Annotated in this window: 25 protein-coding genes; 14 read left to right on the top strand and 11 right to left on the bottom strand. The window is 65.2% G+C overall.

The genetic code is table 11. From position 1 onward, the window contains the following. Nucleotides 1–18: 18 nt before the first annotated feature. The 4 genes from AC1DW2_RS05910 to AC1DW2_RS05895 are packed head-to-tail and all read left to right on the top strand — an operon-like array spanning nt 19 to nt 4,342. Nucleotides 19–573, top strand: coding sequence for a TRAP transporter small permease (locus AC1DW2_RS05910; RefSeq protein WP_208069839.1), 555 nt, complete (start codon nt 19–21; stop codon nt 571–573). Nucleotides 574–585: 12 nt separating this feature from the next. Next, the gene (locus AC1DW2_RS05905; protein ID WP_038941832.1) at nt 586–1,875 is read left to right on the top strand and encodes a TRAP transporter large permease; all 1,290 of its coding nucleotides are present in this window, start codon (nt 586–588) and stop codon (nt 1,873–1,875) included. 36 nt (nt 1,876–1,911) lie between these two features. Beyond that, nucleotides 1,912–3,078, top strand: a complete 1,167-nt coding sequence (locus AC1DW2_RS05900) for an acyl-CoA dehydrogenase family protein (protein ID WP_477005418.1) — start codon at nt 1,912–1,914, stop codon at nt 3,076–3,078. Between the two features lie 31 nt (nt 3,079–3,109). Beyond that, nucleotides 3,110–4,342, top strand: a complete 1,233-nt coding sequence (locus AC1DW2_RS05895; RefSeq protein ID WP_477005417.1) for an acetyl-CoA hydrolase/transferase family protein — start codon at nt 3,110–3,112, stop codon at nt 4,340–4,342. 23 nt (nt 4,343–4,365) lie between these two features. On the opposite strand, the gene AC1DW2_RS05890 is transcribed toward AC1DW2_RS05895, so the two are convergent. The 4 genes from AC1DW2_RS05890 to AC1DW2_RS05875 form a co-directional block, all read right to left on the bottom strand. Continuing rightward, on the bottom strand, nt 4,366–5,937 hold the full coding sequence (locus tag AC1DW2_RS05890; RefSeq protein WP_477005416.1) for an AMP-binding protein: 1,572 nt from the start codon (nt 5,935–5,937) through the stop codon (nt 4,366–4,368). A gap of 33 nt (nt 5,938–5,970) precedes the next feature. Beyond that, nucleotides 5,971–6,606: a uracil phosphoribosyltransferase gene (upp, locus tag AC1DW2_RS05885; RefSeq protein WP_354239483.1), complete on the bottom strand. Its 636-nt coding sequence runs from the start codon at nt 6,604–6,606 to the stop codon at nt 5,971–5,973. Between the two features lie 359 nt (nt 6,607–6,965). Next, nucleotides 6,966–7,364 carry a hypothetical protein gene (locus tag AC1DW2_RS05880; protein WP_477005415.1) on the bottom strand — a complete coding sequence of 133 codons (399 nt, stop codon included), beginning with the start codon at nt 7,362–7,364 and terminating at the stop codon, nt 6,966–6,968. Between the two features lie 17 nt (nt 7,365–7,381). Continuing rightward, on the bottom strand, nt 7,382–7,573 hold the full coding sequence (locus tag AC1DW2_RS05875) for a hypothetical protein (RefSeq protein ID WP_063981384.1): 192 nt from the start codon (nt 7,571–7,573) through the stop codon (nt 7,382–7,384). 201 nt (nt 7,574–7,774) lie between these two features. Between AC1DW2_RS05875 and AC1DW2_RS05870 the strand changes: the two genes are divergently transcribed. Further along, nucleotides 7,775–8,068, top strand: coding sequence for a hypothetical protein (locus AC1DW2_RS05870; RefSeq protein WP_166344033.1), 294 nt, complete (start codon nt 7,775–7,777; stop codon nt 8,066–8,068). A gap of 36 nt (nt 8,069–8,104) precedes the next feature. On the opposite strand, the gene dapA is transcribed toward AC1DW2_RS05870, so the two are convergent. The 4 genes from dapA to AC1DW2_RS05850 form a co-directional block, all read right to left on the bottom strand. Further along, nucleotides 8,105–9,022, bottom strand: coding sequence for a 4-hydroxy-tetrahydrodipicolinate synthase (gene dapA / locus AC1DW2_RS05865; protein ID WP_477005414.1), 918 nt, complete (start codon nt 9,020–9,022; stop codon nt 8,105–8,107). A gap of 17 nt (nt 9,023–9,039) precedes the next feature. Further along, nucleotides 9,040–9,294: a hypothetical protein gene (locus tag AC1DW2_RS05860; protein ID WP_063981387.1), complete on the bottom strand. Its 255-nt coding sequence runs from the start codon at nt 9,292–9,294 to the stop codon at nt 9,040–9,042. A 133-nt stretch (nt 9,295–9,427) separates the two neighbouring features. Further along, nucleotides 9,428–9,706, bottom strand: a complete 279-nt coding sequence (locus AC1DW2_RS05855) for a hypothetical protein (RefSeq protein WP_081369150.1) — start codon at nt 9,704–9,706, stop codon at nt 9,428–9,430. A gap of 20 nt (nt 9,707–9,726) precedes the next feature. Next, nucleotides 9,727–10,194, bottom strand: a complete 468-nt coding sequence (locus AC1DW2_RS05850) for a hypothetical protein (protein WP_477005413.1) — start codon at nt 10,192–10,194, stop codon at nt 9,727–9,729. 380 nt (nt 10,195–10,574) lie between these two features. Between AC1DW2_RS05850 and AC1DW2_RS05845 the strand changes: the two genes are divergently transcribed. The 7 genes from AC1DW2_RS05845 to AC1DW2_RS05815 all read left to right on the top strand — a co-directional run bounded on the left by AC1DW2_RS05845 (nt 10,575) and on the right by AC1DW2_RS05815 (nt 18,962). Beyond that, the gene (locus AC1DW2_RS05845) at nt 10,575–10,799 is read left to right on the top strand and encodes a hypothetical protein (RefSeq protein ID WP_085965673.1); all 225 of its coding nucleotides are present in this window, start codon (nt 10,575–10,577) and stop codon (nt 10,797–10,799) included. Between the two features lie 11 nt (nt 10,800–10,810). Beyond that, nucleotides 10,811–10,900 carry a K(+)-transporting ATPase subunit F gene (locus tag AC1DW2_RS05840; protein ID WP_041953522.1) on the top strand — a complete coding sequence of 30 codons (90 nt, stop codon included), beginning with the start codon at nt 10,811–10,813 and terminating at the stop codon, nt 10,898–10,900. 112 nt (nt 10,901–11,012) lie between these two features. Then, on the top strand, nt 11,013–12,716 hold the full coding sequence (gene kdpA, locus AC1DW2_RS05835) for a potassium-transporting ATPase subunit KdpA (RefSeq protein WP_477005412.1): 1,704 nt from the start codon (nt 11,013–11,015) through the stop codon (nt 12,714–12,716). 18 nt (nt 12,717–12,734) lie between these two features. Beyond that, a complete protein-coding gene (kdpB, locus tag AC1DW2_RS05830) occupies nt 12,735–14,849 on the top strand; it encodes a potassium-transporting ATPase subunit KdpB (protein WP_166344025.1) in 2,115 nt (704 codons plus the stop codon). A 57-nt stretch (nt 14,850–14,906) separates the two neighbouring features. After that, nucleotides 14,907–15,512 (top strand): K(+)-transporting ATPase subunit C, encoded by a 606-nt coding sequence (locus AC1DW2_RS05825; protein WP_063981392.1) that lies wholly within the window; start codon nt 14,907–14,909, stop codon nt 15,510–15,512. A gap of 40 nt (nt 15,513–15,552) precedes the next feature. Continuing rightward, a complete protein-coding gene (locus tag AC1DW2_RS05820) occupies nt 15,553–18,276 on the top strand; it encodes a DUF4118 domain-containing protein (protein ID WP_477005411.1) in 2,724 nt (907 codons plus the stop codon). After that, nucleotides 18,273–18,962 (top strand): response regulator, encoded by a 690-nt coding sequence (locus AC1DW2_RS05815; protein ID WP_028147071.1) that lies wholly within the window; start codon nt 18,273–18,275, stop codon nt 18,960–18,962. The genes AC1DW2_RS05820 and AC1DW2_RS05815 overlap by 4 nt, the downstream gene beginning before the upstream one ends. A 140-nt stretch (nt 18,963–19,102) precedes the next feature. On the opposite strand, the gene ku is transcribed toward AC1DW2_RS05815, so the two are convergent. Next, nucleotides 19,103–19,987: a non-homologous end joining protein Ku gene (gene ku / locus AC1DW2_RS05810; RefSeq protein ID WP_477005410.1), complete on the bottom strand. Its 885-nt coding sequence runs from the start codon at nt 19,985–19,987 to the stop codon at nt 19,103–19,105. Nucleotides 19,988–20,104: 117 nt separating this feature from the next. Between ku and ligD the strand changes: the two genes are divergently transcribed. After that, nucleotides 20,105–22,771: a DNA ligase D gene (gene ligD, locus AC1DW2_RS05805; protein ID WP_477005409.1), complete on the top strand. Its 2,667-nt coding sequence runs from the start codon at nt 20,105–20,107 to the stop codon at nt 22,769–22,771. 106 nt (nt 22,772–22,877) lie between these two features. On the opposite strand, the gene AC1DW2_RS05800 is transcribed toward ligD, so the two are convergent. Next, complete coding sequence (locus tag AC1DW2_RS05800; RefSeq protein WP_007595743.1) at nt 22,878–23,042, bottom strand: DUF3309 family protein; 165 nt, start codon at nt 23,040–23,042, stop codon at nt 22,878–22,880. Between the two features lie 182 nt (nt 23,043–23,224). Between AC1DW2_RS05800 and AC1DW2_RS05795 the strand changes: the two genes are divergently transcribed. Then, nucleotides 23,225–23,542 (top strand): polyhydroxyalkanoic acid system family protein, encoded by a 318-nt coding sequence (locus AC1DW2_RS05795; protein ID WP_085405235.1) that lies wholly within the window; start codon nt 23,225–23,227, stop codon nt 23,540–23,542. Between the two features lie 3 nt (nt 23,543–23,545). Here AC1DW2_RS05795 and treY read toward each other — a convergent pair whose 3' ends face one another. Next, a complete protein-coding gene (gene treY, locus AC1DW2_RS05790; RefSeq protein WP_477005408.1) occupies nt 23,546–26,332 on the bottom strand; it encodes a malto-oligosyltrehalose synthase in 2,787 nt (928 codons plus the stop codon). Between the last annotated feature and the right edge of the window lies 1 nt (nt 26,333).

Here is a 26,333-nt window from a genome sequence, read left to right as displayed (position 1 = left end):
AACAGGGAGACGCTAGAGGTGATCAAACGAGCAGGAGATGTGCTCGGCGCGCTGGAGCGCGCGCTGACGGTGATCGCGGTGGTGTTCATGTTCGTGATCATGCTGCTGGTGGTGGCCGACGTGTTCATGCGTTACGCGCTGAACAGCCCTTTCTCCTTCACCTATGATCTGATCGGGCTCTATCTCCTCGCCGGCGTGTTCTTCTTCACACTGTCGGATGCGTTGCGCGAGCATGTCCATGTCGGCGTCGACATCCTCTTGTCGCGCTTCTCGCTGACCGGGCGGCGGTTGTCCGAGATCGTCACGGCGCTCGCCGGCCTGTTCGTGTTCATCCTGATCTGCAAGGTCGGCTTCGAGCGCGCGCTGGAGAATTACGAGCAGCACGACGTGCTCTCCGGCGCGATCCCCTGGCCGACCTGGATTTCGGCGGCGCTGGTGCCGTTCGGCTGCGGCGTGCTGGTGCTGCGGCTCGCGCTGCAGCTCGTAGGCAATGTGCTGAGCCTCGTCAGCGGCCGCGATCTGTATCCGCTGCCGCCGGTGACCGGTGTCGGCGAAGCACGCGGCTTCGAGTAACGGGCGATATCCATGACACCTTTCATCGTTCTCGCCCTGCTGTTCGGCTTGCTCGCGCTTGGCACGCCCGTCGGCTTCGCCATGGCCTTTTCCGGCTCGGTCGGCCTCGTGATGGTCGGCGGATGGGGCACGCTGCTCGGCATCTTGCAAACCGCGCCGCTCTCGACCGTCTCGGCCTACGAGCTGATCACCATTCCGATGTTTCTCCTGATGGCAGACCTCGTGCTGCTCTCGGGCGTCGCGGACGATCTGTTCAAGACCGCCTCTGCCTGGGTCGGCCGCATCCCCGGCGGCCTCGGCATGGCCACCGCGCTCGCCGGTGCCGGCTTTGGCGCGATCTGCGGCACCTCGACGGCCTCGGCCGCGACGTTGTCCTCGACCAGCCTTCCCGCAATGATTCGTCAGGGCTATGAGCCGAAGATGGCCGCGGGCGTCGTTGCGATCTCGGGCACGTTGTCGATGCTGCTGCCGACCAGCGTTGCGCTCGTCATCTTCGGCCTGCTGGCCGAGGTGAATATCGGCAAGCTGCTGATCAGCGGCATCATCCCGGCAATCCTGGTGACGTTTACCATCATGGCCACGATCTACTTCCTGGTCTGGCAGGATCCCTCGCGCGCGCCCGCTGCGAAATCAGTGCCGTGGCGGGAAAAATTCGCGCTGCTGTGGCAGGTCTCGCCGATGGTGGTGCTGTTCTCGATCGTGACAGGCACGATCTATCTCGGCGTCGCGACGCCGACGGAAGCCTCCGCCTTCGGTGCGTTCGGCGCCTTCCTGCTCGCCATCGTCAAGGGCAAGATCACGCCGTCATCGCTCTATGCGACGCTGCTGCGCGCCTGCCACGGCACCTGCATGATCATCATGATCCTGGTCGGTGCCTCGATCTTCGGCTATTTCTTCACGCTCACCCATGTCACGCAGGACCTCGTCGCCTGGATCGGGTCCTTGCCGGCCTCGCGCTGGGTGATCATCACGCTGATCCTGTGCGGCTATATCGTGCTCGGCTCGTTCATGGACCAGATCGCGATCCTGGTGCTGACCGTGCCGATCGTGCTGCCGCTGATCAAGACGCTCGGCTTCGATCCGATCTGGTTCGGCGTCATCAAGATCGTGACCGCCGAGGTCGGCATGATCACGCCGCCGGTCGGGCTGAACTGCTTCATCGTCGCCCGCTACGCCAAGCGGCCGGTGGCGGAAGTCTTCCACGGTACCTTCCCGCACTTCATCGCCCACCTGATCGCGATCGCGATCCTGGTGGCGTTCCCCTCGATCATTCTCTGGCTGCCCTCGCAGATGGGGCGCTAGGATCGGAGCCCGGCTCCCAATAAGGAGATCAAGAACATGGATTTCGCGCTCACCGATCAGCAGGAAGCCATTCGTGCCGCCGTCGCAAAAGTTTGCGAGGACTTTCCCGACGCCTATTGGCTGAAGAAGGACCACGACGGCGGCTTTCCCCATGACTTCCATAAGGCGATGGCCGATGCCGGCTGGCTCGGCATCTGCGTGCCGGAGGAATATGGCGGCTCCGGGCTCGGCATCACCGAAGCCGCGATCATGATGCGTGCCATCGCGGAATCCGGCGCCGGCATGTCCGGCGCGTCGGCCGTGCACATCAACGTGTTCGGTCTCAATCCCGTCGTCGTGTTCGGCACCGAAGAGCAGCGCAAGCGCATGCTCCCGCCGATGGTCGAGGGCTGCGAGAAGGCCTGCTTCGCCGTCACCGAGCCCAACACCGGGCTCAACACTACCCAGCTCAAGACGCGTGCTGTGGCCAAGAACGACCGCTACATCGTCAACGGCCAAAAAGTGTGGATCTCCACCGCGCAGGTCGCGCACAAGATTTTGCTGCTGGCGCGCACCACGCCGCTGGAGGACGTGCGCTCGCCGACCCATGGCCTCAGCCTCTTCTACACGGATTTCGACCGCAAGAAGATCAAGGTCCACGAGATCGAGAAGATGGGTCGCAAGATCRTCGATTCCAACGAGCTGTTCTTCGAGGATTTCGAGATCCCGATGGAGGACCGCATCGGCGAAGAGGGCAAGGGCTTCCAGTATATCCTCGAAGGCATGAACCCCGAGCGTATCCTGATCGCCGCCGAAGCCGTCGGCCTCGGCAAGCTCGCGCTGTCGCGCGCGACCGAATACGCCAAGACGCGCGTGGTGTTCAACCGGCCGATCGGCAAGAACCAGGGCATCCAGCATCCGCTCGCGGTGAACTGGGTCGAGCTCGAGGCAGCCTGGCTGATGGTGATGCAGGCAGCCTGGCAGTACGACAAGGGCTTGCCCTGCGGCGCTGGCGCGAACGCCGCGAAGTATTTCGCAGGCGAAGCCGGCTACCACGCCTGCGAGCAGGCGGTGATGACCCATGGCGGCTTCGGCTACGCCAAGGAATTCCACGTCGAGCGTTATCTGCGCGAGGTCCTGATCCCGCGCATCGCGCCGGTCAGCCCGCAGCTCGCGCTCAGCTTCATTGCGGAGAAGGTGCTCGGACTGGCGAAGTCCTACTAGTCTTCGCGCGGATCGCTTAGCGGGGAGGCCAATGGACCTCGACTTCTCCGGCCTGATCCGGGAGAGCGACCGTGTCGTGTGCGGGCAGGCAACGGCTGAGCCGGTCACCCTGACCGAAGCGCTGGTCGCGCAAGCCGGGCATCTGCCGGCGTTCCGCATGATGGTCGGTCCAATATTCTCCGACACCTTTTCCGCGGCGTGCGCGCCCAACATCTCGTTCCAGAGCTATGGTGTGATCGGCAATGCGCGGCGGCTCGCGAAAGCGGGACGGCTCGACGTGATCCCGAGCAACTACAGCGCCTTCTGCGCCGATTTCGCCTCACGGCGCCACCGTGCGGATGTGGTGCTGGTGCAACTCGCCGAGTCCGGCGATGGTCGATTGAGCGCAAGCCTCTCCAACGATTATGTCATCGATGCCGCACGGGGCGCGCGCATCGTCGTCGCCGAGATCAATCCGGATGCGCCTTGGACGTTTGGCGCGGAATGGCCTGCGGACGCGCCGATCCATCTGCGGGTCGCCGCTCGCCGTCCGCCCGTCGAACTGCCGCCGGCGCCACTTGATGACGTCTCACGGAAAATCGCGTCACATGCGGCGAGCCTGATCGCCGACGGCAGCACGCTTCAGTTCGGCGTCGGCCGGATTCCGGATGCGATCCTGTCTTCGCTGTCGCATGCGCGCAATCTCGGCATCCATTCCGGCCTGATCAATGACGCCGTCGTCGACCTGATCGAGCGCGGCGCGGTGACGAATGCGGAGAAGGGAATCGATGCCGGGATCACGGTGACGAACCAGGTGATCGGCACGAAGCGGCTCTATCGCTTCGTGCACGACAACAAGGCTGTTTCGGTGCGACCGACGTTGTACACGCACGGCCAGAACGTGCTGGCGCGGATCAGCCGGCTGGTCGCGATCAACTCGGCGCTCCAGGTCGGGCTCGACGGCAGCGTCAATTCCGAGACGCTGAACGGCGTCGCGATCGGCGCCATCGGCGGGCAGCTCGATTTCGTGCGCGGTGCCAATGCATCGCCCGGGGGCAGGGCGATCATCGCGCTGCCGGCGACGGCGTCCGACGGGACCAGCCGCATTGTCGTCAATGTGGAGACCGTGACGACGCCGCGCGCCGACGTCGATGCCATCGTGACCGAATGGGGCGTTGCGGAGCTGCGCGGTTGCGGACTTGCCGAGCGCGCGCGCCGCATGATCGCGATCGCGGCGCCCGGGCACCGCGATGCGCTGTCGGCACAACTTCGCGCCGCGCACTAGCGAGCTATCTGAAACAGGCCGGCCTATTCGGCGGCGATCCGTTCCATTGCCATGGCGCGAAGCCGGGCGCGCTGGATTTTCACACCGTTGGCGCTGTCGGTGACGGGGAAAGCGTCGACGATATAGATTCGGGCCGGCACCTTGTAGCCGGCCAGCCGCTCGCGCAGGCGCGCAACCAGCATCTCCTGCTGCGGCGGCTCCTTGGCCGGGATCACAAAGGCGACGCAGCGCGCCTGACCCCTGAGATCGATCGCGACAGCCTGGGCGTCGGCTACCCCCGTGCAGGCTTTGAGCTCGTCCTCGATCTCGCCGGGGGCAACCAGGAAGCCGCCGAGCCGCATCGCATCGCCCGCGCGGGTCTCGTAGACGAAGGCGCCGTCGCCGCGCATCCGCCCGATGTCGCCGGTGCGGAAGAAGCCGTCGGCGGTGATCGCATCGCGCGTCGCATCCGGGTTGTTGAAATAGCCGAGGAAGCACGAGGGCGCGCTGATCTCGATCTCGCCGGAGACGCCTTGCGCCGCCAGCTCCCCGGTCTCGGTATCGCGCACGCGCACCTTCGCGTCGGGAGACATCGGCCAGCCGCCGCCTTCGATACGATCGGCGAAGGCATCACCGGGGCGGGCGATCGAGAACAGCGCCTGCACCTCGCTCGAACCGTAGAGGCCGAACAGCGGCATGCCGCGCGCCTCGGCCTCCGTGGCGAGCTCACGCCAGCCGGGCTGGAACGCGGCGAAGCCGCAGACTTCGAGATGCGGGAATGGCCGTGGTGTGTCGGCGAGCGCGAGGATGCGCCGGAACATCTCGTCGGAGCCGAAGGCGTGCGTGATCTTGTGTTCGCCAAGGACCTTCGACGCTGATGCCGCCTCGAAAGCATCGAGCACATGGATGGTCGCGCCGGCTGCTATGAAGCCGAGCAGGCTGGTCATGCCGAAGGTGCCGCAGAACGGCAGCATGGCCAGCAACGAATGGCGCTGTGGCGCGAGTTTTAGCGCCTTGGCGACGGAGGCGGCGTGCGTGGCGAGCGTCCGCTGCGAATGCGCGACGAGCTTCGGTCCCTTGGTCGTGCCCGATGTCGTGTAGAGCAGCACCGGCAGATCGACATCGTCCTGCGCCGGCGGTGCTGGCAGATAGGACTTCTCGAACGCATCGAAGCGCACACAGGGCCAGTGTGCGGGGATCGCATCTCCGCCGACCACCGCGAGCCTTTGCAGCGCGGGCACTTCGTCCCTGCTGACCTCGGCGAGGATGGCGGCAAAATCGATCGAGCGGAACGCGGCCTCGACCACCATCAGCCTGGCGCCGGACACCTTGAGCAGATGGCCGACTTCCGCGCTGCGGTAGCGGGTATTGACCGAGGCGACGATCGCACCGCAGCGGGCGGCGGCTAACAGCAGTGCGATCCATTCGACCCGGTTGACCAGCCAGACCGCGACCACGTCGCCCTGGCCGATGCCTTGCGCGGCAAGCCATGCGGCGGTCTGCTCGACCTTTCCGGAGAATTCCGCGCGCGAGACCGGCCTGCCGTCAAACACGAAGGCGGGCTCGGCACCTTCGGCACCGATCAGCGATTGAAGCGAAAATTGGTTGACGCTCATGGCAACCGGACTAACCCGATCGCGCAGACCTGTCTACTTGGTGCCGAACATCCGGTCGCCGGCATCGCCCAGGCCCGGCACGATGTAGCCGTGGTCGTTGAGCCGCTCGTCGATCGCGGCGGTCCAGACCGGCACGTCGGGATGCTCGCTCTGGAATCGCGCGATACCTTCGGGCGCGGCCAGAAGGCAGACGAAGCGGATGTCGCGGGCGCCGCGCGCCTTGAGCAGGGAGGCGCCGGCGCAGGCCGAGTTGCCGGTCGCCAGCATCGGGTCCATCAGGATCACGGTGCGGTCGGACAGGTCCTGCGGCGCCTTGAAGTAATATTCCACGGCCTGCAATGTCTCGGGATCGCGGTAGAGCCCGATATGGGCGATGCGCGCCGACGGCATCAGCGCCAGCATGCCGTCGAGGAAGCCGACGCCGGCGCGCAGGATCGGCGCCAGCGTGAGCTTCTTGCCGGCGATCTTCGGTGCCCGCATCGGGGAGATCGGCGTCTCGATCTCCACCAGCTCCAAAGGCAGATCGCGCGTCACCTCGTAGCCGAGCAGCATCCCGATCTCGTTCAGGATCTCGCGAAAACTCTTGGTCGAGCGGTCCTTCTCCCGCATGAGGGAGAGCTTGTGCTGGACCAGGGGGTGGGCGACGACATTGACGCTGCTTGTGCTCATGAAACCGATCTACACGGTTCCGTGAAATTGCGCCAGATCGGCCAGATCTTTTCGCGGGGATACGCGGCCTCAGGCGGGCATCGCGACGGCGCCGCGCACCCGGCTGCTCGCCGCGTAGGCAGCCATGGTCAATTCACGGTCCATCGATGTGCCGGATTCTAAACTCCCAGCCCGCGTGCCACGAGCGTGATCACGATTGTCAGGATCGCGCCCATGGTCAGGATCGTCGTCGTGACCGCCTGCTCCAGATTTCCCTTGAGGAGCTGCATGCTACTTGTCCGTGGCAGGCGCGGCGCCGATGCGCATGCCGAGCAGCAATGCCCCCATCACCGCAACCAGGATGGCGATCTTGAGCTCGATCATGTCCGCAGCCTTGCCGCCGCGCGGGCCAGGAGCCGCCTCGCGCCCTCCGCCAGCGCAATCAGCGGATTGCCGCGGTTCTCGATATCGAGCTCGAAGGTCTCGGCGGGAAACACCAGCGCGCATCTTGCGAGGCCACTCTGCCGGTTGGCGAAATCGACCGCTGAGCTCTTGAACAGGAAGAGACCGCCGATGCGTCCATGCGCCTCGCGCGCGACCCAGAGGCCGGCGCTGTTGCGCCCGATGAAGAAGGCGGGGATGGCGGTGCTTATGACATCCGGGTCGATCGGTCCAAGGCACGCCGCGGACGCGGCCATTGTCGGTCGCTCGGGCTGGCGGCGCGTGGCTTGAAGGGCGATCGCGGCCATGGCGGCCTCCTCACACATCTGCAAGGTCATGATGGTCTCCCATGCCGTCAGGCGTGGAGGTGCCAGACATAGATCGCGGTCTTCAGCGCGATCAGCGCTGCGAGCACGCTGCCCATCGAGAGCAGGGTCAGCGCGCTGAGCGCGATGCGCTTGAGCTGCGCCTTGCGCTCCGGCGAGATCCGTGCGGGGCGTTCGGCCCAGCCAAGGGAGCGCTCAACGCCATGTGTCAGCATCGACATGTCTGCATTCCTTCGTCAGCATGGCGGCGGCCGAGGCCGCCGCAATCTGCCTCCTATGATGTCCATCGTTGCGTAGGATTGCGAGATGAGCGCCGAGGCACCAGTATAGGAATGCTATAAGGATGCCGACCGTCGCGCCGGCAGCCCTCTGAAGAGACCGGGGTTCCGCTTCGGCCGGGCCTGAGACGGCGCAGGATCCGAATGCGTCATCCCGATCGCTGCGGCAAAGGCGTTCCGCAGCCGCGGTTCCTCGATCTGCTCGCAGAAGCATTCCAGCGTCGCTTCCACACTCTGCCGCTGCCCGCTGATGGCCGCACAGAGTTGCGAGCTGGTCCGCCGAAAGAAGTGGAGGGAGTCCCTGGCGCCGCCGCCCAGATGATCGAGCTCCGCCGCGAGCGCGGCGACATTAAGCCTGTCGGACTCATCGAGCGTCACGGCAAATCGCAGCAGCGCGAGCTGCCAGGCGCGGAGCAGCCTGTGAGGCCTTTCGATTGATTGCCGCATGGGGATACCCGGATGCCGTGCGACGCCTCAGGCGCCGACGCGGTCGATCAGCTCCTCGTCGGCGATCGCGGCGAACGCGCGTACCACTTCCCTCTGCGCGGCTGCGTCCAGCGGAACGATCGGAAGCCTTATGGCGGGCGACATCAGGCCAAGCACGCCGAGTGCACATTTAAGTGCGGCCGGGCTCTCCTTCCCGAGGCAGGCGATCAAGGGGATCAGGCGCCTGTGCAGGTAGCGGGCGGATTGCAGCCGGCCCTGCCTGACATGTGAAAAAATCGTACGGCAGAGATCCGGCGCGACGTTGGCAATCTCCGAGATCGCGCCATCGCCGCCGTCCGCGATGAAGCCGAAGGCGGTGGTGTCGTCGCCGGATAGACAGCGAAAGCCGGCAGGCAGGTGGCGGGACAGGCGCATCGGACGGGTGATGTCGCCGCTCGCATCGCGCAGGCCGACGAACTGGCGCGATTCGACGAGACGCAGAAGCGTCTCGTCGGCGAGCGGGCGCAGCGTGCGGGAGGGTGCGTCGTGCAGGATCACGGGCAGGCCGATCGCGCCGGAAATGGCGCGGAAGTGCGCGAGCATTCCTTCCTGCATCGGCTTGTTGTAGGCGGGCACCACCGACATCACGGCATCGGCCCCGGCGGCCTCCGCGCGCCGCGCGAGTTCGATGGCGTGGCTCGTTGAATTCGACACGGCGCCGGCAATGATCCGCACGCGGCCACGCGCGACATCGACCGCGGTGCGAATGATCAGCGCCTGCTCGGCCGGCGAGAGCGTCGGTGCCTCGCCGGCGGTCTCAGACACCACCAGCGCGGGTACGCCGGCTGCGATCTGACGCTCGCAGAGCGCGGCGAACGCCTTCAGGTCGATCGCGTCGGCCGAATCGAACGGCGTCGGCAGGTCCGGTATGAACCCGGTGAACCAGGCGGAGGGTGGGATGAACATGGTTTTTGCCGAGGAACTCAGGCGGCGCGCTTGGGAGCGGCGGCATCGGGCCTGCTGCCCATGTCGAGCTCGATCTCGCGTGGCAGCTCGATGATGGTCTCGGGATGCTGTCCGTTTTCGAACAGCGCATATTTGATGGCCTGGGCGCGGTTGACGAACAGGCCACCGTAGAGGCCGTTCTGCTGCTGGGCGACCCACTGTCCCCTGTGGTTGCGGCCGATGAAGACGATGGTCGAGGGAGAGCTGCACGAGGGAGGTTCGACGAGTTTCACTTTCGTATTCCTTCCGATTGACGCGGGCGGCGGGTGCGTGTCCCGCGACCACCCGATCAATATCTTTTCAAGCGAATATGATTTCGAGTGAGGCTGCGCGACGATCTCATAGGAAGGTCATAAAGCCCGATGTTCAGGCCAGCTCGTTGACGACCTGAACCAGCGCGAACAGGGCGCCGAAGGCAACGCCCTCGTCCCAATGATTGAGGACGGCACCGAACAGCGGCTCGCGCCTGACGAGGCCGGCGAGGGCGCACAGGATGATCGACATCCAGAGCAGAGCGGAGAGGCTGCGTGCAAAGCCGACGCTGCCGAAGGCTGCAAAGGCGACGAGCAGTGCGATGCGGACGGCAAAGCGCGCGATCAACCGCGTCGGGCTGAGGCCCCGCGACATGTCTGAAGATTGCGGCAAGGCGCGAACCTCCGCTTGGCCTAGCTGAAATTCTCGCAAGCGACCGGCTGATAGAGCGGGTCCGGGGCGGGGCGCACGGTGGGAACGCTCGGCCGCGATACCTCCAYGGCCAATGCCTGTACTTCGATGAAGGCCGACAGCAAGGCCAGTGCGAGATCGGCATGCCGGGCTTCGACAGCGGCGTCGAGCCAGTCCGGCAATTCGCGCTCGCGCGACAGCGCGCAATGCCACTCGCCCTCGTCATAGGCGATGCGGCGGACCTGCCACAGCGGCAGCTCGAGCTCGATCAGCGCCAGCGCGGCGTCGGTCCAGGCCTCGGCATCGACCAGGCGCATGATACGCGCACTGCGCTCGCTCCGCCCGCGCGACGGGAAGCGCCGACAGGCCTGATCGATGATGTCGAGCATCAGCGGACGCGTCATTGCCGGTGCCGCGCGAAGCTGCTGGTTGAGGGAAGGTGGGGCAAGGCGTCGGAGAACGGCGGTCATGTCAGGCCTCCTGGAATTGGCGTCGGTCAGTCGGCCGGCCTCTCCAAGATGGCTGGAAGCGCATTTGAAAACGAGATGGGGACGGGACGGGAGATATAAGGATTTCATAAGTGCACGGAATCTTCCGGATAAGAGCGACAGATCCCCGGCCGCCGTCGCCGCCGAAGGTCGAGGCTTATAGAAGCAGGGCTTTTTGAAAAGACCCTGGCCATGGCCTGCCTTAACAACGGTAGTGAAAGCAACGCTGGCTTGTGTCGCTGCGCTGCCGGCTCGGAACGACCGCCCGGAATACAGTGTCGGCGCCACATGGCGGACAGCCACGACGCGTCGGCCTTTATGGAATTCATATAACTTCGCCATAGGCCTCATCTCGAAAACCTATGCCGGTGGTGGCACTTCAACACGGTCAAAAGTCCCGGCTGGTGCCGTGGAAATGCTTTGCATTTCCTTCGTTCCACGCGCTCGCCGGACGCCTGAGAAACGGTTGCGTCCGACATAAAGCCGCAACGAGGAGCATTCCCATGATGGACATTCTGATGCTGGCGCTGGGCTTTGGCTTCTTCGCGCTCGCGATCGGCTACACCTACGCCTGCGAACGGCTGTGAGGGAGCGGACCATGACCTTCGATTATTCGCTCGCCGCCGTCGTCTCGCTCGGTCTCCTGTTCTACCTCACTTACGCGCTGCTGCGGCCCGAGCGGTTCTGACCCGTGCTGCTGCTTCTCGAATTGCTGCTCGCGGACGCCGCGCTCGTCGCGTGCCTGCTTGCCCTGATCCTGCCGCTCCTGCGCAGGTCAAACGTCCTAAAGGGTTGATGCCATGACTATGATCGGTTGGCTCCAGATCATTCTCTTTTGCGCGATCATTGTCGCGCTGACCAAGCCGCTCGGCTGGTACATGACGCGCGTTTTCAACGGCGAGCGGACGTTCCTGTCGCCGGTGCTGCGGCCGATCGAGGCCGGCATCTACTGGTTTTCCGGCGTCGAGGAGAGGCGCGAGCAGCATTGGCTGACCTACACGGTCTCGATGCTGCTGTTCCATGTCGGCGGCTTCCTCATCATCTACGGCGTGATGCGGCTTCAGGCGGTGTTGCCCTTCAACCCGGCCGGGCAGGGCGCGGTCGCCCAGGATCTCTCCTTCAACACCGCGATTTCCTTCATCACCAACACCAACTGGCAGAATTACGGCGGCGAGAGCACGGTATCCTATCTCGTGCAGATGCTCGGCCTGACGCACCAGAATTTCCTGTCGGCGGCGACCGGCATCGCGCTCGCGGTGGCCATGATCCGCGGATTCTCGCGCGCCTCGATGCGCACGGTCGGCAATTTCTGGGTCGACGTCACCCGCACGACACTTTACGTGCTGCTGCCGATCTGTGTCGTCTACACGCTGTTCCTGGTCTGGCAGGGCATGCCGCAGACGCTCGGTGCTTACGTCGAGGCCACGACGCTCGAAGGCGCCAAGCAGACCATCGCGGTCGGCCCGGTGGCCTCGCAGGTCGCGATCAAGATGCTCGGCACCAATGGTGGCGGCTTCTTCAACGCCAACGCCGCCCATCCCTTCGAGAACCCGACCGCGCTGTCGAATCTCGTGCAGATGCTCTCGATCTTCCTGATCGGCGCGGCCATGACCAATGTGTTCGGCCGCATGGTCGGCAACCAGCGCCAGGGCTGGGCGATCTTCGCGGTGATGGGCGTGCTGTTCATCGCCGGTGTCTCCATCACCTACTGGGCAGAAGCCAACGGCACCTCGATGATGCATGCGCTCGGCCTCACCGGCGGCAACATGGAGGGCAAGGAAGTCCGCTTCGGCATCGTCGCATCCTCGCTGTTCGCTGTGGTGACCACGGCCGCCTCGTGCGGCGCGGTCAACGCCATGCATGACAGCTTCACCGCGCTCGGCGGCATGATCCCGCTGATCAACATGCAGCTCGGCGAAGTCATCATCGGCGGCGTCGGCGCCGGCCTCTATGGCATGCTGCTGTTCGTCGTGCTCGCGATTTTCGTCGCCGGCCTGATGGTCGGCCGCACACCGGAATATGTCGGCAAGAAGATCGAGGCGCGCGAAGTCAAGATGGCGATGCTCGCGATCCTGGTGCTGCCGCTGATGTATCTCGGCTGGACCGCGGTCGGCGTGGTCTATCCGGCGGCGGTCGCCTCCATGGCGAATGCCGGCCCGCATGGCTTCACCGAGGTGCTCTACGCCTTCACCTCGGCGACCGGCAACAACGGCTCGGCCTTCGCGGGCCTCACCGGCAACACGTTGTTCTACAACCTCACGCTCGCATCCGCGATGTTCGTCGGCCGGTTCTTCATGATCGTTCCGGCTATGGCGATTGCGGGCTCGCTGGCCGCCAAGAAGTCGATCCCGCCGTCGGCGGGCACGTTCCCGACCACGGGTGGGCTGTTCGTCGGCCTCGTCGTGGGCGTGATCCTGATCATCGGCGGCCTGACCTTCTTCCCGGCACTCGCGCTCGGCCCGATCGTCGAGCAACTCGCGATGAACGCCGGCAACGTCTTCTGATTGTTTGGAGTGACCTCCATGGATACGATGAAACTGCAAAAACGTGCCCCGATGTCGGCAATGCTCGATCCCAAGATCGTTCTGCCTGCGATCAGCGCGTCCTTCACCAAGCTCGACCCGCGGCTGATGATCAAGAACCCCGTGATGTTCGTGGTCGAGATCGTGGCCGCGCTCACCACGGTGATCTTTCTGCGCGACCTCGTCACCGGCGGCGAGAATCTCGGCTTCACCTTCCAGATCATCCTCTGGCTCTGGTTCACGGTGCTGTTCGCCAATTTCGCCGAAGCGGTGGCCGAAGGCCGCGGCAAGGCACAGGCGGAATCTCTGCGCAAGACCCGCACCGAGAGCCAGGCCAAGCTCCTGAGCGGCGCGGGCCAGGCCTTCACGCTGGTGCCGGGCACCAGCCTGAAGGTCGGCGATATCGTGCTGGTCGAGGCCGGTGACGTCATCCCCTCCGACGGCGAGGTGATCGAGGGCGTGGCCTCCGTCAACGAAGCCGCCATCACCGGCGAGTCCGCGCCCGTGATCCGCGAGTCCGGCGGCGACCGGTCGGCGGTGACCGGCGGCACGCAGGTGCAGTCCGACTGGATCCGCGTCCGCATCACGGCCGCGCAAGGCTCGACCTTCATCGACCGCATGATCAAGCTGGTCGAGGGCGCCGAGCGCCAGAAGACGCCGAACGAGATCGCGCTCAACATCCTGCTCGCAGGCCTCACCATCATCTTCGTGTTCGCCACCGTCACCATTCCGAGCTATGCGGCTTATGCCGGCGGCTCGATCTCGGTGGTCGTGCTGGTCGCACTGTTCGTGACGCTGATCCCGACCACGATCGGCGCGCTGCTGTCGGCGATCGGTATCGCCGGCATGGACCGCCTGGTCCGCTTCAACGTGCTGGCGATGTCCGGCCGCGCGGTCGAGGCTGCCGGTGACGTCGACACGCTGCTGCTCGACAAGACCGGTACGATCACGCTCGGCAACCGCCAGGCCACTGCCTTTCGCCCGGTGCGCGGCGTCACCGAGCAGGAGCTCGCGGACGCAGCCCAGCTCGCCTCGCTCGCCGACGAGACACCGGAAGGCCGCTCGATCGTCGTGCTGGCGAAGGAGAAGTATTCCATTCGCAGCCGGGACATGGCCGAGCTTGGCGCCACCTTCATTCCGTTCACGGCACAAACCCGCATGAGCGGTGTCGATGCCGGCGGCTCGTCGGTGCGCAAGGGCGCGGTTGATGCCATGCTCAACTATGTCGGCGGCGGTGCGCCGCTGGCCGTTGCCTCCGGCAACACCGCGCGCGCCATCCAGCCTGCGGTGCTTTCCGACGCCGGCCGTGAAGTCCAGACCATTGCCGACGAGATCTCGAAAGCAGGCGGAACGCCGCTTGCGGTCGCCAAGGACGGCAAGCTGCTCGGCGTCATCCAGCTCAAGGACATCGTCAAGGGCGGCATCCGCGAGCGCTTCGCAGAACTGCGCCGCATGGGCATCCGCACCATCATGATCACCGGCGACAACCCGATGACGGCCGCTGCGATCGCGGCGGAGGCGGGCGTCGATGATTTCCTCGCGCAGGCAACGCCCGAGGACAAGCTGAAGCTGATCCGCGACGAGCAGGCCAAGGGCAAGCTGGTCGCCATGTGCGGCGACGGCACCAACGACGCGCCGGCGCTTGCCCAAGCCGACGTCGGCGTCGCCATGAACACCGGCACCCAGGCCGCCCGCGAGGCCGGCAACATGGTCGACCTCGATTCCAACCCGACCAAGCTGATCGAGGTGGTCGAGATCGGCAAGCAGCTGCTGATGACACGCGGTGCGCTGACCACGTTCTCGATCGCCAACGACGTCGCAAAGTATTTTGCGATCATCCCGGCAATGTTCCTGGCGTTCTACCCGCAGCTCAACGTGCTCAACGTCATGAACCTGTCGAGCCCGCAGAGCGCCATCCTGTCGGCGATCATCTTCAACGCGCTGGTCATCATCGCGCTGATCCCGCTGGCGCTGAAGGGCGTGGCCTATCGCGCGGTCGGTGCCGGCGCATTGCTGAGGCGCAACCTCCTGATCTACGGCCTCGGCGGCATCGTGATTCCCTTCATCGGCATCAAGGCGATCGACCTCGTCGTCACCGCCTTGCATCTGGCTTGATCGTCGCCGCGGGGCGCACCGCGCCCCGCGCAATGACGAAAGATTTGGAGACCTAACATGCTCAGAGAAATCCGCCCCGCCATCGTCCTGCTGCTGGTGCTCACCGCCATCACCGGCCTGGCCTATCCGCTCGCAATGACCGCAATTGCCGGTGCGATCTTCCCCTCGCAGGCGCAGGGCAGCCTGATCGAGCGGGACGGCAAGGTGATCGGCTCCGCCCTGATCGGGCAGGAGTTCAAGGAGGACAAATATTTCCATGGCCGCCTCTCGGCGACTTTGGCGCCGGACCCGAATGATTCGACCAAGACGGTGTCGGCGCCCTACAACGCGGCCAACTCGGGCGGCTCCAACCTTGGCCCAACCAGCAAGGCGCTGGCCGACCGGCTCAAGGAGGATGTGGACAAGTTGAAGGCTGAAAATCCGAACGCCGCCGTGCCGGTCGACCTGGTCACCACCTCGGCCAGCGGCCTCGACCCGGACATCTCGCCGGAAGCGGCTGAATTTCAGGTGCCGCGGGTGGCGAAGGCGCGGAATCTGCCGGACGATCAGGTCAAGCAGCTCGTGGCCTCCAACACCCAGGGCCGTTTGCTCGGCCTGATTGGCGAACCGCGGGTTAACGTTCTGGCACTGAACCTCGCGCTCGATCGCGCCACCGCGAAGTAGCGGTCTAGGCTGGGGGCGGGCGGATGATTATATTGGCCTGATGGTCCGAGAGCGCCGCGATCCCGAACAACGTCCGTCCCCTGAGGCGCTGCTTGAAGCCGCGCGCCGGGAGGAGAGCGCGAGCGGCAAGCTGAAGATCTTCGTCGGCGCCGCCCCCGGCGTCGGCAAGACCTACGAGATGCTGCAAAGCGCCCATGCCAGGCGCAAGGCGGGCATCGACGTGGTGGTCGGCTTTGTCGAGACCCATGGCCGCGCCGAGACCGAGGCGCTGGTGCGCGGGCTCGAGGTTGTGCCGCGCAAGAGGTTCGATTACCGCGGCCAGAGCGTCGAGGAGATGGACCTCGATGCCGTGATCGAGCGCCGCCCTCGGATCGCGCTGGTTGACGAGCTCGCTCATACCAATGCCGCCGGCAGCCGCCATCCCAAGCGCTATCTCGACGTCGAGGAGCTGCTGTCCCACGGCATCGACGTCTACACCGCCGTCAACATCCAGCATATCGAGAGCCTGAACGACGTCGTCGCCCAGATCACCCATGTGCGGGTGCGCGAGACCGTGCCGGACTCGGTCTTCGACCGCGCCGATGCGATCGAGCTGATCGACCTCACGCCCGACGATCTGATCCAGCGGCTGCGGGAGGGCAAGGTCTATGTGCCCAAGCAGGCCGAGCGGGCGCTGGAGCACTATTTCTCGCCGGGCAATCTGACCGCGCTGCGCGAGCTGGCGCTGCGGCGTACGGCCGAGCGGGTCGACGAGCAGCTTCTCAATCACATGCAGGCGAATGCCATCGCCGGCCCTTGGGCCGCGGGCGAGCGCATCCTCGTCTGCATCAGCGAGGATCCGCGCGCGGCCGGGCTCGTCCGCTACACCAAACGGCTGGCCGACCGGCTGCATGCGCAATTCACCGCGATCTCGATCGAGACCCGGCGGTCGCTCCAGCTTTCGGACGAGGAACGCGATCGTCTCGCCGATACGCTGCGGCTTGCCGAATCGCTCGGCGGTGAAGCGCTGACCATTCCCGCTGTCGGCCGCCGCATCGCCGACGACGTCATCAACTTCGCGCAAGGCAACAACGTCACCCAGATCGTGATCGGGAAATCGACGCGCTCGCGGTGGTTCGAACTGACGCGCGGCTCCGTCGTGCATGATCTCGTGCGCAGTTCCGGCAATATCAGCGTTCACGTCATTCCCGGCGATGAGCTCGCGGCCGAGCCGGCGCCGAAGACGGCGGTTCAGACGGCGGCACGGGCAGAGGCGTTTGATGCTCGTCCCTATTTGAAGGCGCTCGGGATCACCGCGCTCGGCCTTGCCGCAGCGGTGGCCATCAAGCCGTATTTCGGCATCGAAAACGTCGACCTGATGTTCCTGACCGCGGTTGTCGCCGTGGCTGTTCGCTACGGGTTGTGGCCGTCGCTCCTTGCGAGCGTCGCGGCGTCGCTGGCGTACAACTTCTTCTTCCTGCCGCCGGTCTACACTTTCACGATTACCGACCCGACCAATGTTGCGGCGTTCTTCTTTTTCATGTTGATCGCGTTCGTGGTATCGAATGTCGCCGGGCGGGTGCGCACGCAGGCGGACACCGCGCTCGGCCGCATCCGCACGACCGAGCAGCTCTATGCGTTCAGCCGCAAGCTCACGGGCACCGGCACGCTCGACGACGTGCTCTGGGCAACTGCCTATCAAACCGCGCTGATGCTGAAGGTTCGCGTGGTCCTGCTGCTGCCGGAGGAAGGGCTGCTCACAGTGAAGTCCGGCTATCCGCCCGAGGACCAGATCGAGCAGGCCGATCTCGCCGCCGCCAATTGGGCCTGGAGTAATGATCGTCCCGCCGGCCGCGGCTCGGACACGCTTCCCGGCGCCAAGCGGCTGTTCCTGCCGATGCGCACCGGGCGTGGTCCGATCGGTGTCATCGGTATCGACAATGATCGCACCGGTCCGCTGCTGACCCCGGACCAGCGCCGGCTGCTCGATGCACTCGTCGACCAGGGCGCACTGGCAATCGAGCGCGTGCTGCTGGTCGAGGACGTGGATCGCGTCAAGCGCACCGTCGAATCCGAGCGGTTGCGCTCTGCGCTGCTGACCTCGATCTCGCACGATCTCAAGACGCCGCTGGCCTCCGTGCTTGGCGCGGCCTCGACCATGCGCGATCTCGCCGGTGCCTTGTCCGACACCGAGAAGCGCGATCTGCTCGCCACCGTGATCGACGAGTCCGAGCGGCTCAACCGCTTCATCGCCAATCTGCTCGACATGACAAAGCTCGAATCCGGCGCCATCGTGCCCAACGCGGCACTGCACGATCTCGGCGAGATCGTCGGCAGCGCGCTGCGGCGTGCGAGCAAGATATTGACGGCGCACAAGGTGGAACTGGTGCTGGCCGCCGATCTGCCGATGCTTCAGCTCGATGCCGTGCTGTTCGAGCAAGTGTTGTTCAATCTGCTCGACAATGCGGCGAAATATTCGCTGCCCGATACAACCATCTCGATCCGCAGCCGGCGCGAAGGGAATCAAGTTGTGTTAGAGATCGCCGACCAGGGTGGCGGCATTCCGCCTGACGAGCTCGAGAGCGTGTTCGACAAGTTCTATCGCGTGCAGAAGGGCGACCATGTCCGTCCCGGCACCGGGCTGGGGCTCGCCATCTCCCGCGGCTTCGTCGAGGCGATGCAGGGCACGATCTCGGCCGCCAACCGCGGCGACCGCAGCGGCGCGATCCTCACCATCCGGCTGCCCGTTCCGGCACGGACCCACGCATTGGATACAGCCGCATGAGTGCCGCCCCGATCAAGGTTCTGGTCATCGACGACGAGCCGCCAATCCGAAAATTGCTGCGGATGGGACTCTCGACGCAAGGCTACGAGATCCTGGAAGCGTCGAATGGAAAGACCGCGCTCGAGAAGCTCGCGGAAGAACCCGCGCTGATCATTCTCGATCTCGGCCTGCCCGACATCCAGGGCCACGAATTGCTGCGCACCATCCGCGGCCGCAACGAGGGCGTGCCGATCGTGGTGCTGTCGAGCCGCGGCGACGAGGCCGGCAAGGTGCAGGCGCTCGATCTCGGCGCCGACGATTATCTGACAAAGCCGTTCGGCATGGACGAGCTGTTGGCGCGCCTGCGCGCGGCGCTGCGGCACCAGCTCCAGGTCAAGGGCGAGCGTCCGGTGTTCCGCACCGGCGATCTCTCGGTTGATCTCGTGCGTCGCATCGTCAAGGTCGGCGAGCGCGAGATAAAGCTGTCACCGAAGGAGTACGATCTCTTGCGCGTGCTGGTGCAGCACGCCGGCAAGGTGCTGACCCATCGTTTCCTGCTCAAGGAGCTCTGGGACGAGCTCACCGACGCACAATATCTGCGCGTCTATGTCCGCCAGCTCCGCCAGAAGATCGAAGCCGACCCCGAACGCCCGCAATATGTGCTGACGGAGACGGGGATCGGGTACCGGCTGAAGGCGGGGGATTAGCTTTCGATCCTCATCCTGAGGAGCGCGGAACGCGCGTCTCGAAGGATGAAGGCCCGGCTGCAGCAGCGAGGCCTGCATGGTTCGAGACGGCGCTTCGCGCCTCCTCACCATGAGGGCAGAGAGTGGGTCGCGCGGCGAAATCACCCCGCCTTCCTCTGCCGCGCCGTCGAGCGCTGCGTCTTCTTCGCGGCTCGCGGGCGCCCGGCGGCACGACGCGCATGGGACTTCGCCGCCGTCTTCTTCCCGCCGCGTCCCTTCAGGCTCTGCTTCAGCGCGTCCATCAGGCTGACGACGTTGCTCGGCCGCTCCTCGCGCTCCGGCGGCTCGATTGTCTTGCCGCTGGCCTTGCGCTTCACCAGCGCCTTCAGCGCGGTCTCGTACTCATCCTTGAACTTGCTCGGGTCGAAATGTGCGGCCTTGGTACGCAGGATGTGGCCGGCGAGCTCGACCATGTCCTTGGTGATCTTGGGGCTCTTGATGCCGTCGAAGAACTGGTCCTCGTCGCGGAGTTCGTAGGGGAATCGCAACGTGGTGCCGAGCAGGCCCTTGCCGAGCGGTTCGATCGCGATGATGTGCTCGCGGTTGGTGAGCACGATCTTGGCGAGCGCCACGCGGTCCTGGTCCTTCATGGCGTCGCGGATCACGGCGAAGGCATCGACCGCAGCCTTGCCGTCGGGCGCGATATAATAGGGATGATTGAGATAGCGCTGGTCGATCTCGTCGCTCGGCACGAAACTCTCGATGTCGATGGTGTGGTTGCTTTCGATCTGGACCGCCTCGAGCTCCTCCGGCTCGATCTCGACGTATTTGCCCTTGCGCAGCTCGTAGCCGCGTCCCTTCTGGCCGCTCTCGACCACGTCACCGGTCTCGGAGTCCACCATCTGCTGCTTGAGCCGGTTTCCGGTCTCGCGGTTGATCATGTGAAACCGCGTCTTCTCGGCCGCGGTGGTCGCCGGATAAAGCGCGACCGGGCAACTGACCAGCGAGAGCTTTAACGTTCCCTTCCAATAGGCGCGCGGGGCCATTCCGTTCTCCAGCGTTTCAAGGCATTTTGGAACCCCAACAGTCCCATCGGGTTTTGGTTCCGGGTGGGACTTCCGCCGTGATAGGCTTCAACGCCGAAAGAGAATGCGGGACCGGTCGTGCTGCGAAAACTCTCCACCTACCGACAGAAACGCGATTTCGAGAAGACACCGGAGCCGTCGGGCAAGACCGCGGTGGCGCCATCGGCGCAGCGGCGCTTCGTGATCCAGAAGCACGATGCGACGCGGCTGCACTATGATCTGCGGCTCGAGTTCGACGGCGTGTTCAAGTCGTGGGCGGTCACCAAGGGACCCTCGCTCGATCCGCATGACAAGCGGCTGGCGGTCGAGGTCGAGGACCATCCGCTCGACTATGGCGATTTCGAAGGCACGATTCCGGAAGGGCAGTATGGCGGCGGTACGGTCATGCTCTGGGACCGCGGCACCTGGGAGTCCGAGGATCCCCAGCGCGGCTTCCAGAAGGGCGACCTCAAGTTCACGCTCCACGGCGACAAGTTGCATGGAAGCTGGGTGCTGGTGCGGATGAGGCATGACCGCACCGGCGGCAAGCGCACCAACTGGCTGCTGATCAAGCATCGCGACGAATATGCCAGCGAGAGCGACGACATTCTCGGCGAGGACAAGTCGGTGGCCTCCGGCCGCGCGATGGCAGAGATCGCCGATGGCAAGGGTCGCGCGCCAAAACCGTTCATGCTGGCGAAGGGTGCCAAGGCCAAGGCCGATGCGGTCTGGCAGTCCAATCGTGCCGAGGAGCCGAAAGGGCGCACCGTCAGGCCGGCGCCCGGCGCGGCGTTGAAGCGCGGGACGGGCGCAAAGACGAAAGCGACGACCGCGACAAACGCGAAAGAAGTCTCGGAGATGCCGGACTTCGTCGCGCCGCAGCTCTGTACCCCGGTCGAGCGGCCGCCGGCGGCCGATGGCTGGTGCCACGAGATCAAGTTCGACGGCTATCGCGTCCAGCTCCGCGTCGAGGACGGCGAGGCGACGCTGAAGACGCGCAAGGGCCTCGACTGGACCGACAAGTTCGCAGCCATCGCGAAGGAGGCGGGCGAGCTTCCCGACGCCATGATTGACGGCGAGATCGTCGCGCTGGATCACAACGGCGCGCCGAATTTCTCCTCGCTCCAGGCCGCGCTGTCGGACGGCAAGACCGAGGACCTGATCTTCTTTGCCTTCGACCTCCTGTTCGCCGAGGGGCTCGATTGCCGGCGCCTGCCACTCGGCGAGCGCAAGGACCGCCTCAGGCAACTCCTGGACGCAGGCAAGAAGAAATCGGGCCAAATCCGCTATGTCGAGCATTTCGAGAGCAGCGGCGATGCCGTGCTGCAATCTGCCTGCAAGCTCGAGCTCGAAGGTGTGGTGTCGAAGAAGCTCGATGCGCCTTACCGGTCGGGGCGAACGGAAAGCTGGACCAAGGCCAAATGCCGCGCCGGCCATGAGGTCGTGATCGGCGGCTGGAAGACCACCAACGGCAAATTCCGCTCGCTGATGGCCGGCGTGCACCGCGGCGATCATCTTGCCTTCGTCGGTATGGTCGGCACCGGCTTCGGCGCGGACACGGTCAAGCGCATCATGCCGTCCTTGAAGGCCATGGAGGCCAAGCAAAGCCCCTTCGGCGGCAAGAACGCGCCGAAAAAGACGCGCGACATGCACTGGCTGAAGCCGGAGCTCGTCGCCGAGATCGAGTTCGCCGGCTTCACCGCCGACGGCAATATCCGCCAGGCCGCCTTCAAGGGCCTGCGGCAGGACAAGCCGGCCGAGGAGGTCGGGGCGGAAACACCCGTCGATACCGAACTCGCAAAACCCTCGACCAGGAAGCCTGCTGTGCCGAAGGCAGGCAAGCGGAAGGATGCCGGTACGGCCGAGGTGATGGGTGTCGTCATCTCGAAGCCGGACAAGGAGCTGTGGCCGGATGGCGGCGACGGCGCGGGCGTGACCAAGCTCGATCTTGCGCGCTATTTCGAGGCCGTCGGCGCCTGGATGATCGAGCACATCAAGGGCCGGCCCTGTTCGATCCTGCGCGCGCCGGATGGCATCGGCGGCGAAAAATTCTTCCAGCGCCATGCCATGCAGGGCACGTCGAACCTGCTGGAGCTCGCGAAGGTCTCGGGCGATCGCAAGCCGTACCTGCAGATCGATCGCGTCGAGGGGCTCGCCGCGGTCGCGCAGATCGGCGGCGTCGAACTGCATCCCTGGAATTGTGCCCCGAACGCCTACGATACGCCGGGCCGGCTGGTGTTCGATCTCGATCCCGCGCCGGACGTCAAATTCGCCGATGTCGTGGACGCCGCCAAGGAGATGCGGCAGCGCCTCACTGACGTCGGCATGGAGAGCTTTTGCAAGACCACCGGCGGCAAAGGCCTGCACGTGGTGGTGCCGCTGCTCCACGGCGCGCGCGACAAGGTGAGCTGGAAGGAGGCCAAGGCGTTCGCGCAAGGCGTTTGCCAGTGGATGGCCGACGACGATCCCGAGCGCTATCTGCTCAACATGTCGAAGAAGCTGCGCAACGGAAAGATCTTCCTGGATTATTTGCGCAACGATCGCCTGTCGACGGCGGTAGCTCCGCTGTCACCCCGTGCGCGCGATGGCGCGACCGTGTCGATGCCCGTGACATGGGCGCAGGTGAAGGGCGATCTCGATCCGAAGCGGTACACGGTGCGGACGGTGCCGGGCCTGCTGGCGCGCTCGAAAGCCTGGGATGGCTATGACGACGCGGCCACATCAATCAAGGCGGCGGCGAAGAAGCTCGCGGGGAAGAAGAAGTAGGGTGGGCAAAGCGAAGCGTGCCCACCAGCTTTCTTATTGCGGCGAAGAGGTGGGCACGGCGCGTTGCGCCTTTGTCCACCCTACGAGGCCGCTACAGCTCCTTGCGCTAGATCCGTCCGAGCAACAGCAGGATCAGCAGGATGACGATGACGAGCCCGAGGCCGCCGCCGCCGTAATAGCCGGTGCCGTAGAACGGGCCGCCGCCGATACCGCTGAAGCCGCCGAGCAGCGCGATGACCAAGATGATCAGAATGATCGTACCGATAGACATGCTAGTCTCCTCCAGCCCTTTGTTGAAAGGGTCGTTTGCACCTGTCCCGTGGTGCGAGGGCAACTTGCCGCAGGTTCTATAGTTCCGACGATGAAACACGGCGAACGGGGCGAACTTGCATGGAACCTTTGCCAGTCCAGGCGGCATGACTATGTAAGGATCAGTCACCACAGGGCAGCGCCATGTCAGCACCGCTTGTCGTCTCCATTCCGCATCGTCTCGGCCGCGAGGAAGCCGTGCGCCGGCTCAAGACCGGGCTCGGCCGCGCCGCAGCCAGCATTCCCGTGATGCAGGTCGAGGAGGAGCGCTGGAACGGCGACAGCATGAATTTTCGCATCCGCGCGCTCGGGCAGATCGCGAGCGGTCAGGTCGATGTCGCAGACGACCACGTCAAGGTTGAGGTTGTGTTGCCGTGGCTGTTGCAGCGCTTCGCCGAGATGGCGCAGGCGACCATCCGCAAGCGCGGGCAGCTGCTGCTGACCAAGGACGGGGGCAAGTAGCCGTCAGCTACGAGCGCGCTGTTGCCTGGGTCTCGCCGTGCTGGCGGCACGTGCTTCGATGACCGCAGCGGGAATATCCCGGAAGGCTTGCGCGAGCGGCAATTGATTGCCGGCAAGGTCCGGCCCGGTGTAGCCGGTGATGTCGATCGTCGCGTCAACGCCCTCGAACGCGGGCCATTGTCGGCCCTCTTGCGTGAACGGCGCAAACTGGCGCCCGACCACGACGATCGCAGCCGTGCGGCCGTGTCGGCGGACAAAGGCAATGACGTGGTCTGCGTGCGCGCCCCGGACCTGCAGCGGCTGATACTCGCCCTGCGCGAACACATCGGCGAGTTCGTTGCGCAGTTTGAGCAGGTGCCGCGTCCAGGCCAGCTTGAGCTGGCCGTTCGGCCAGGTCTTGGTCAGCCCGCGCCAGTCCGGCGCTTCCAGTGACGTCAGCGCCGTCTGCCGCGCGGCAAAGTCCACCGGGCGGCGGTTGTCGGGATCGACCAGCGACAGGTCCCAGTATTCGGTGCCCTGGTAGAAGTCCGGCACGCCGGGCAGCGTCGCCTTGAGCGTGAGCTGGCTCAGCGAATTCAAGGCGCCGAGCAGCGCGACGCGGCGTGCCAGGATTTGCAGCGCGTCCGGGAACTCGCTGGATTGTACTGGATCGAGGATCTTCCCGATGAAGCTCGCGACGCCGTTCTCATAGGCCTCGTGCGGGTTGAGCCAGCTGGTCTCCTCCTTGCCCTCGCGCGCGGCCTTGAGCGCATAGGCCTGGATGCGCTCGACGAAGCCAGCATCGGCCGTCTCCCCAAGCGGCCAGGTACCGAGCAGGGTCTGGTAGAGCATGTATTCGAACGTCGCCGACGGGGCGCGCAGATTGCCGTCGAGCGCGAGATGCGGCGCGTTCAGGACTTTCCAGCGCGCCACCGCACTGGTCCATTCGCCGGGAATTTCGCTGAGCGCCGCGATCCGCGCGCGCGCGTCCTCGCCGCGCTTGGTGTCGTGGGTCGCGGTCGCCGTCATCCCTTGCGGCCATTCGTTGGCACGCGCGCGCATGGCCTCATGGAAGGCAGGTACCGTGAGGCCGTTGCTCGCGGGGTCGCCGCCGACCTCGTTGAGGGCGAGCAGCCGGTGGGATTGATAGAACGCGGTGTCCTCCAGCGACTTCGCCATCATCGGTCCCGTGAACTGCTGCACCTTCAGCGCGAAGCGGCGCACCCGCGGGGCGCTGTGCGGGGGACGGCCGGGTTTGAGCAGGTCCATGGTCAGGGCATCGTGCAGGAAGTCGAAGATGCCTTCATCCGCGGCGAACCATTCCGCGCGGGCCCGTTCGATGGTGTCGTCGATCAGCTTGCGGTCGAGCGCGGTCGGGCCGCTATGCGTCAAATAGGTGCGATAGACCGGGAAGTGCAGCACGTACAATTCGAGCGCTTGGCGCAGGCTGTCGGCGGAGAAGTCGCGCGTCGAGTAATGCCCGTTGGCGATGCGCGCGAGCAGGCGGGTCAGCACGGTGAATTCGCTGGTCAGCAGCGTCTCCAGCACGCGCCGCTTGGCATCCTTGACGTAAGGCGCCAGCCGCGGCGGACGGTTGCTGATCTGCCGCCAGGTCTCGTTCAGCGCCTCCAGCCCCTTCGCGTCGACCAGAACCTGAGTGATGACATTCATCCACTCATAGCCCGTGGTGCCCTGAACGCCGGCAAAACGCGGCAGGCGCTCATGCTCGCACAGGATCTTTTCGATCACGGTATAGAACGGTTTGGTGTTGCCTTGCGCGTCGCGCACCAGCCGGCGCAGCCGCTGACAATATTGTGCGGGATCGCGCAGGCCGTCGATGTGATCGAGGCGGATGCCTTGCAGCTTGCCGTCGGCAATGAGCTGCTTCACCAGCCGGTGCGTGGCGGCGAACGTGCTCGCGTCCTCGACGCGCAGGCCCGCAAGCCCGTTCACGTCGAAGAAGCGGCGATAGTTGATGTCGCTGGAGGCAAGCCGCCAGTGCCCGAGCTTGTAGTGCTGGCGCTCCAGCAGATGATGCAGCGCCAGCGTCTGCGCCGGACGATCCTTGGCGGAACGATAGGCGGGGAGGCCGCGCTCGATGATGTCGGCGCTGCCGGCGATTTCCTTGAGCTCCGCCTTGAAGCCGGGCGCTTCCCTGCGGTTGGGGCGACGCAGCCCCGTGTAGCGGGCCGCGAGCGCGAGCAGACGCTTGCCGGCCTCGGTCTCGGCGGCGTCGGCTTCCTTCACGATCACGCGCAGCATTTCGCCATAGCGTTCCGGCGCGATCGGCAGGCGATGCTCGAAATACCAGGCGGAAAAACTGCCTTCATCGGCATCGTAGCGCAGCTCGATGTCGCCGCGCTCCAGCGCCTCGCCATAGGGCGCGCCGAGGATCGGCAGCAGCACGCCGCCGCGGGCGCGATAGGCCAGTTGATCCCAGTCGATGTCGAAGGAAACCGCATGCGGCGAGGCCTGCCCCCATTCCAGCACGTCGAGCCACCAGGGATTGTCGGCAAAGTGCACGCCGACATGGTTCGGCACGAAGTCGATGATGAGGCCGAGGTCGTGCTCCTTGAGGGCATCACTCAGCCGGGTAAAGCCGGCCTCGCCGCCGAGCTCGGGATTGAACTGGCTGTGGTCGACGGTGTCGTAGCCATGGGTCGAACCCTTGCGCGCCTTCATCACCGGCGAGGCGTAGAGATGCGTGATCCCGAGTGCCTTGAGGTAAGGCACGACCGCGGCGGCCTTGTCGAAGTCGAAATCCGCGGTGAGCTGAAGCCGATAGGTCGCAAGGGGAATGGCAGGAGGCATG

It is taken from the genome of Bradyrhizobium sp. P3_C3, from assembly GCF_056402655.1.
Note: the sequence above shows the minus strand (reverse complement) of the source record. Positions and strands in the feature narration are given on the sequence as shown.

Excerpts from the sequence above, each read along its gene's own strand:
- AC1DW2_RS05905 (WP_038941832.1), top strand. The coding sequence starts at position 586 with ATGACACCTTTCATCGTTCTCGCCCTGCTGTTCGGCTTGCTCGCGCTT.
- AC1DW2_RS05895 (WP_477005417.1), top strand. The coding sequence starts at position 3,110 with ATGGACCTCGACTTCTCCGGCCTGATCCGGGAGAGCGACCGTGTCGTG.
- AC1DW2_RS05890 (WP_477005416.1), bottom strand. The coding sequence starts at position 5,937 with ATGAGCGTCAACCAATTTTCGCTTCAATCGCTGATCGGTGCCGAAGGT.
- upp (WP_354239483.1), bottom strand. The coding sequence starts at position 6,606 with ATGAGCACAAGCAGCGTCAATGTCGTCGCCCACCCCCTGGTCCAGCAC.
- AC1DW2_RS05880 (WP_477005415.1), bottom strand. The coding sequence starts at position 7,364 with ATGACCTTGCAGATGTGTGAGGAGGCCGCCATGGCCGCGATCGCCCTT.
- AC1DW2_RS05875 (WP_063981384.1), bottom strand. The coding sequence starts at position 7,573 with ATGTCGATGCTGACACATGGCGTTGAGCGCTCCCTTGGCTGGGCCGAA.
- AC1DW2_RS05870 (WP_166344033.1), top strand. The coding sequence starts at position 7,775 with ATGCGTCATCCCGATCGCTGCGGCAAAGGCGTTCCGCAGCCGCGGTTC.
- dapA (WP_477005414.1), bottom strand. The coding sequence starts at position 9,022 with ATGTTCATCCCACCCTCCGCCTGGTTCACCGGGTTCATACCGGACCTG.
- AC1DW2_RS05845 (WP_085965673.1), top strand. The coding sequence starts at position 10,575 with ATGCCGGTGGTGGCACTTCAACACGGTCAAAAGTCCCGGCTGGTGCCG.
- AC1DW2_RS05840 (WP_041953522.1), top strand. The coding sequence starts at position 10,811 with ATGACCTTCGATTATTCGCTCGCCGCCGTCGTCTCGCTCGGTCTCCTG.
- kdpA (WP_477005412.1), top strand. The coding sequence starts at position 11,013 with ATGACTATGATCGGTTGGCTCCAGATCATTCTCTTTTGCGCGATCATT.
- kdpB (WP_166344025.1), top strand. The coding sequence starts at position 12,735 with ATGGATACGATGAAACTGCAAAAACGTGCCCCGATGTCGGCAATGCTC.
- AC1DW2_RS05825 (WP_063981392.1), top strand. The coding sequence starts at position 14,907 with ATGCTCAGAGAAATCCGCCCCGCCATCGTCCTGCTGCTGGTGCTCACC.
- AC1DW2_RS05820 (WP_477005411.1), top strand. The coding sequence starts at position 15,553 with ATGGTCCGAGAGCGCCGCGATCCCGAACAACGTCCGTCCCCTGAGGCG.
- AC1DW2_RS05815 (WP_028147071.1), top strand. The coding sequence starts at position 18,273 with ATGAGTGCCGCCCCGATCAAGGTTCTGGTCATCGACGACGAGCCGCCA.
- ku (WP_477005410.1), bottom strand. The coding sequence starts at position 19,987 with ATGGCCCCGCGCGCCTATTGGAAGGGAACGTTAAAGCTCTCGCTGGTC.
- AC1DW2_RS05800 (WP_007595743.1), bottom strand. The coding sequence starts at position 23,042 with ATGTCTATCGGTACGATCATTCTGATCATCTTGGTCATCGCGCTGCTC.
- AC1DW2_RS05795 (WP_085405235.1), top strand. The coding sequence starts at position 23,225 with ATGTCAGCACCGCTTGTCGTCTCCATTCCGCATCGTCTCGGCCGCGAG.
- treY (WP_477005408.1), bottom strand. The coding sequence starts at position 26,332 with ATGCCTCCTGCCATTCCCCTTGCGACCTATCGGCTTCAGCTCACCGCG.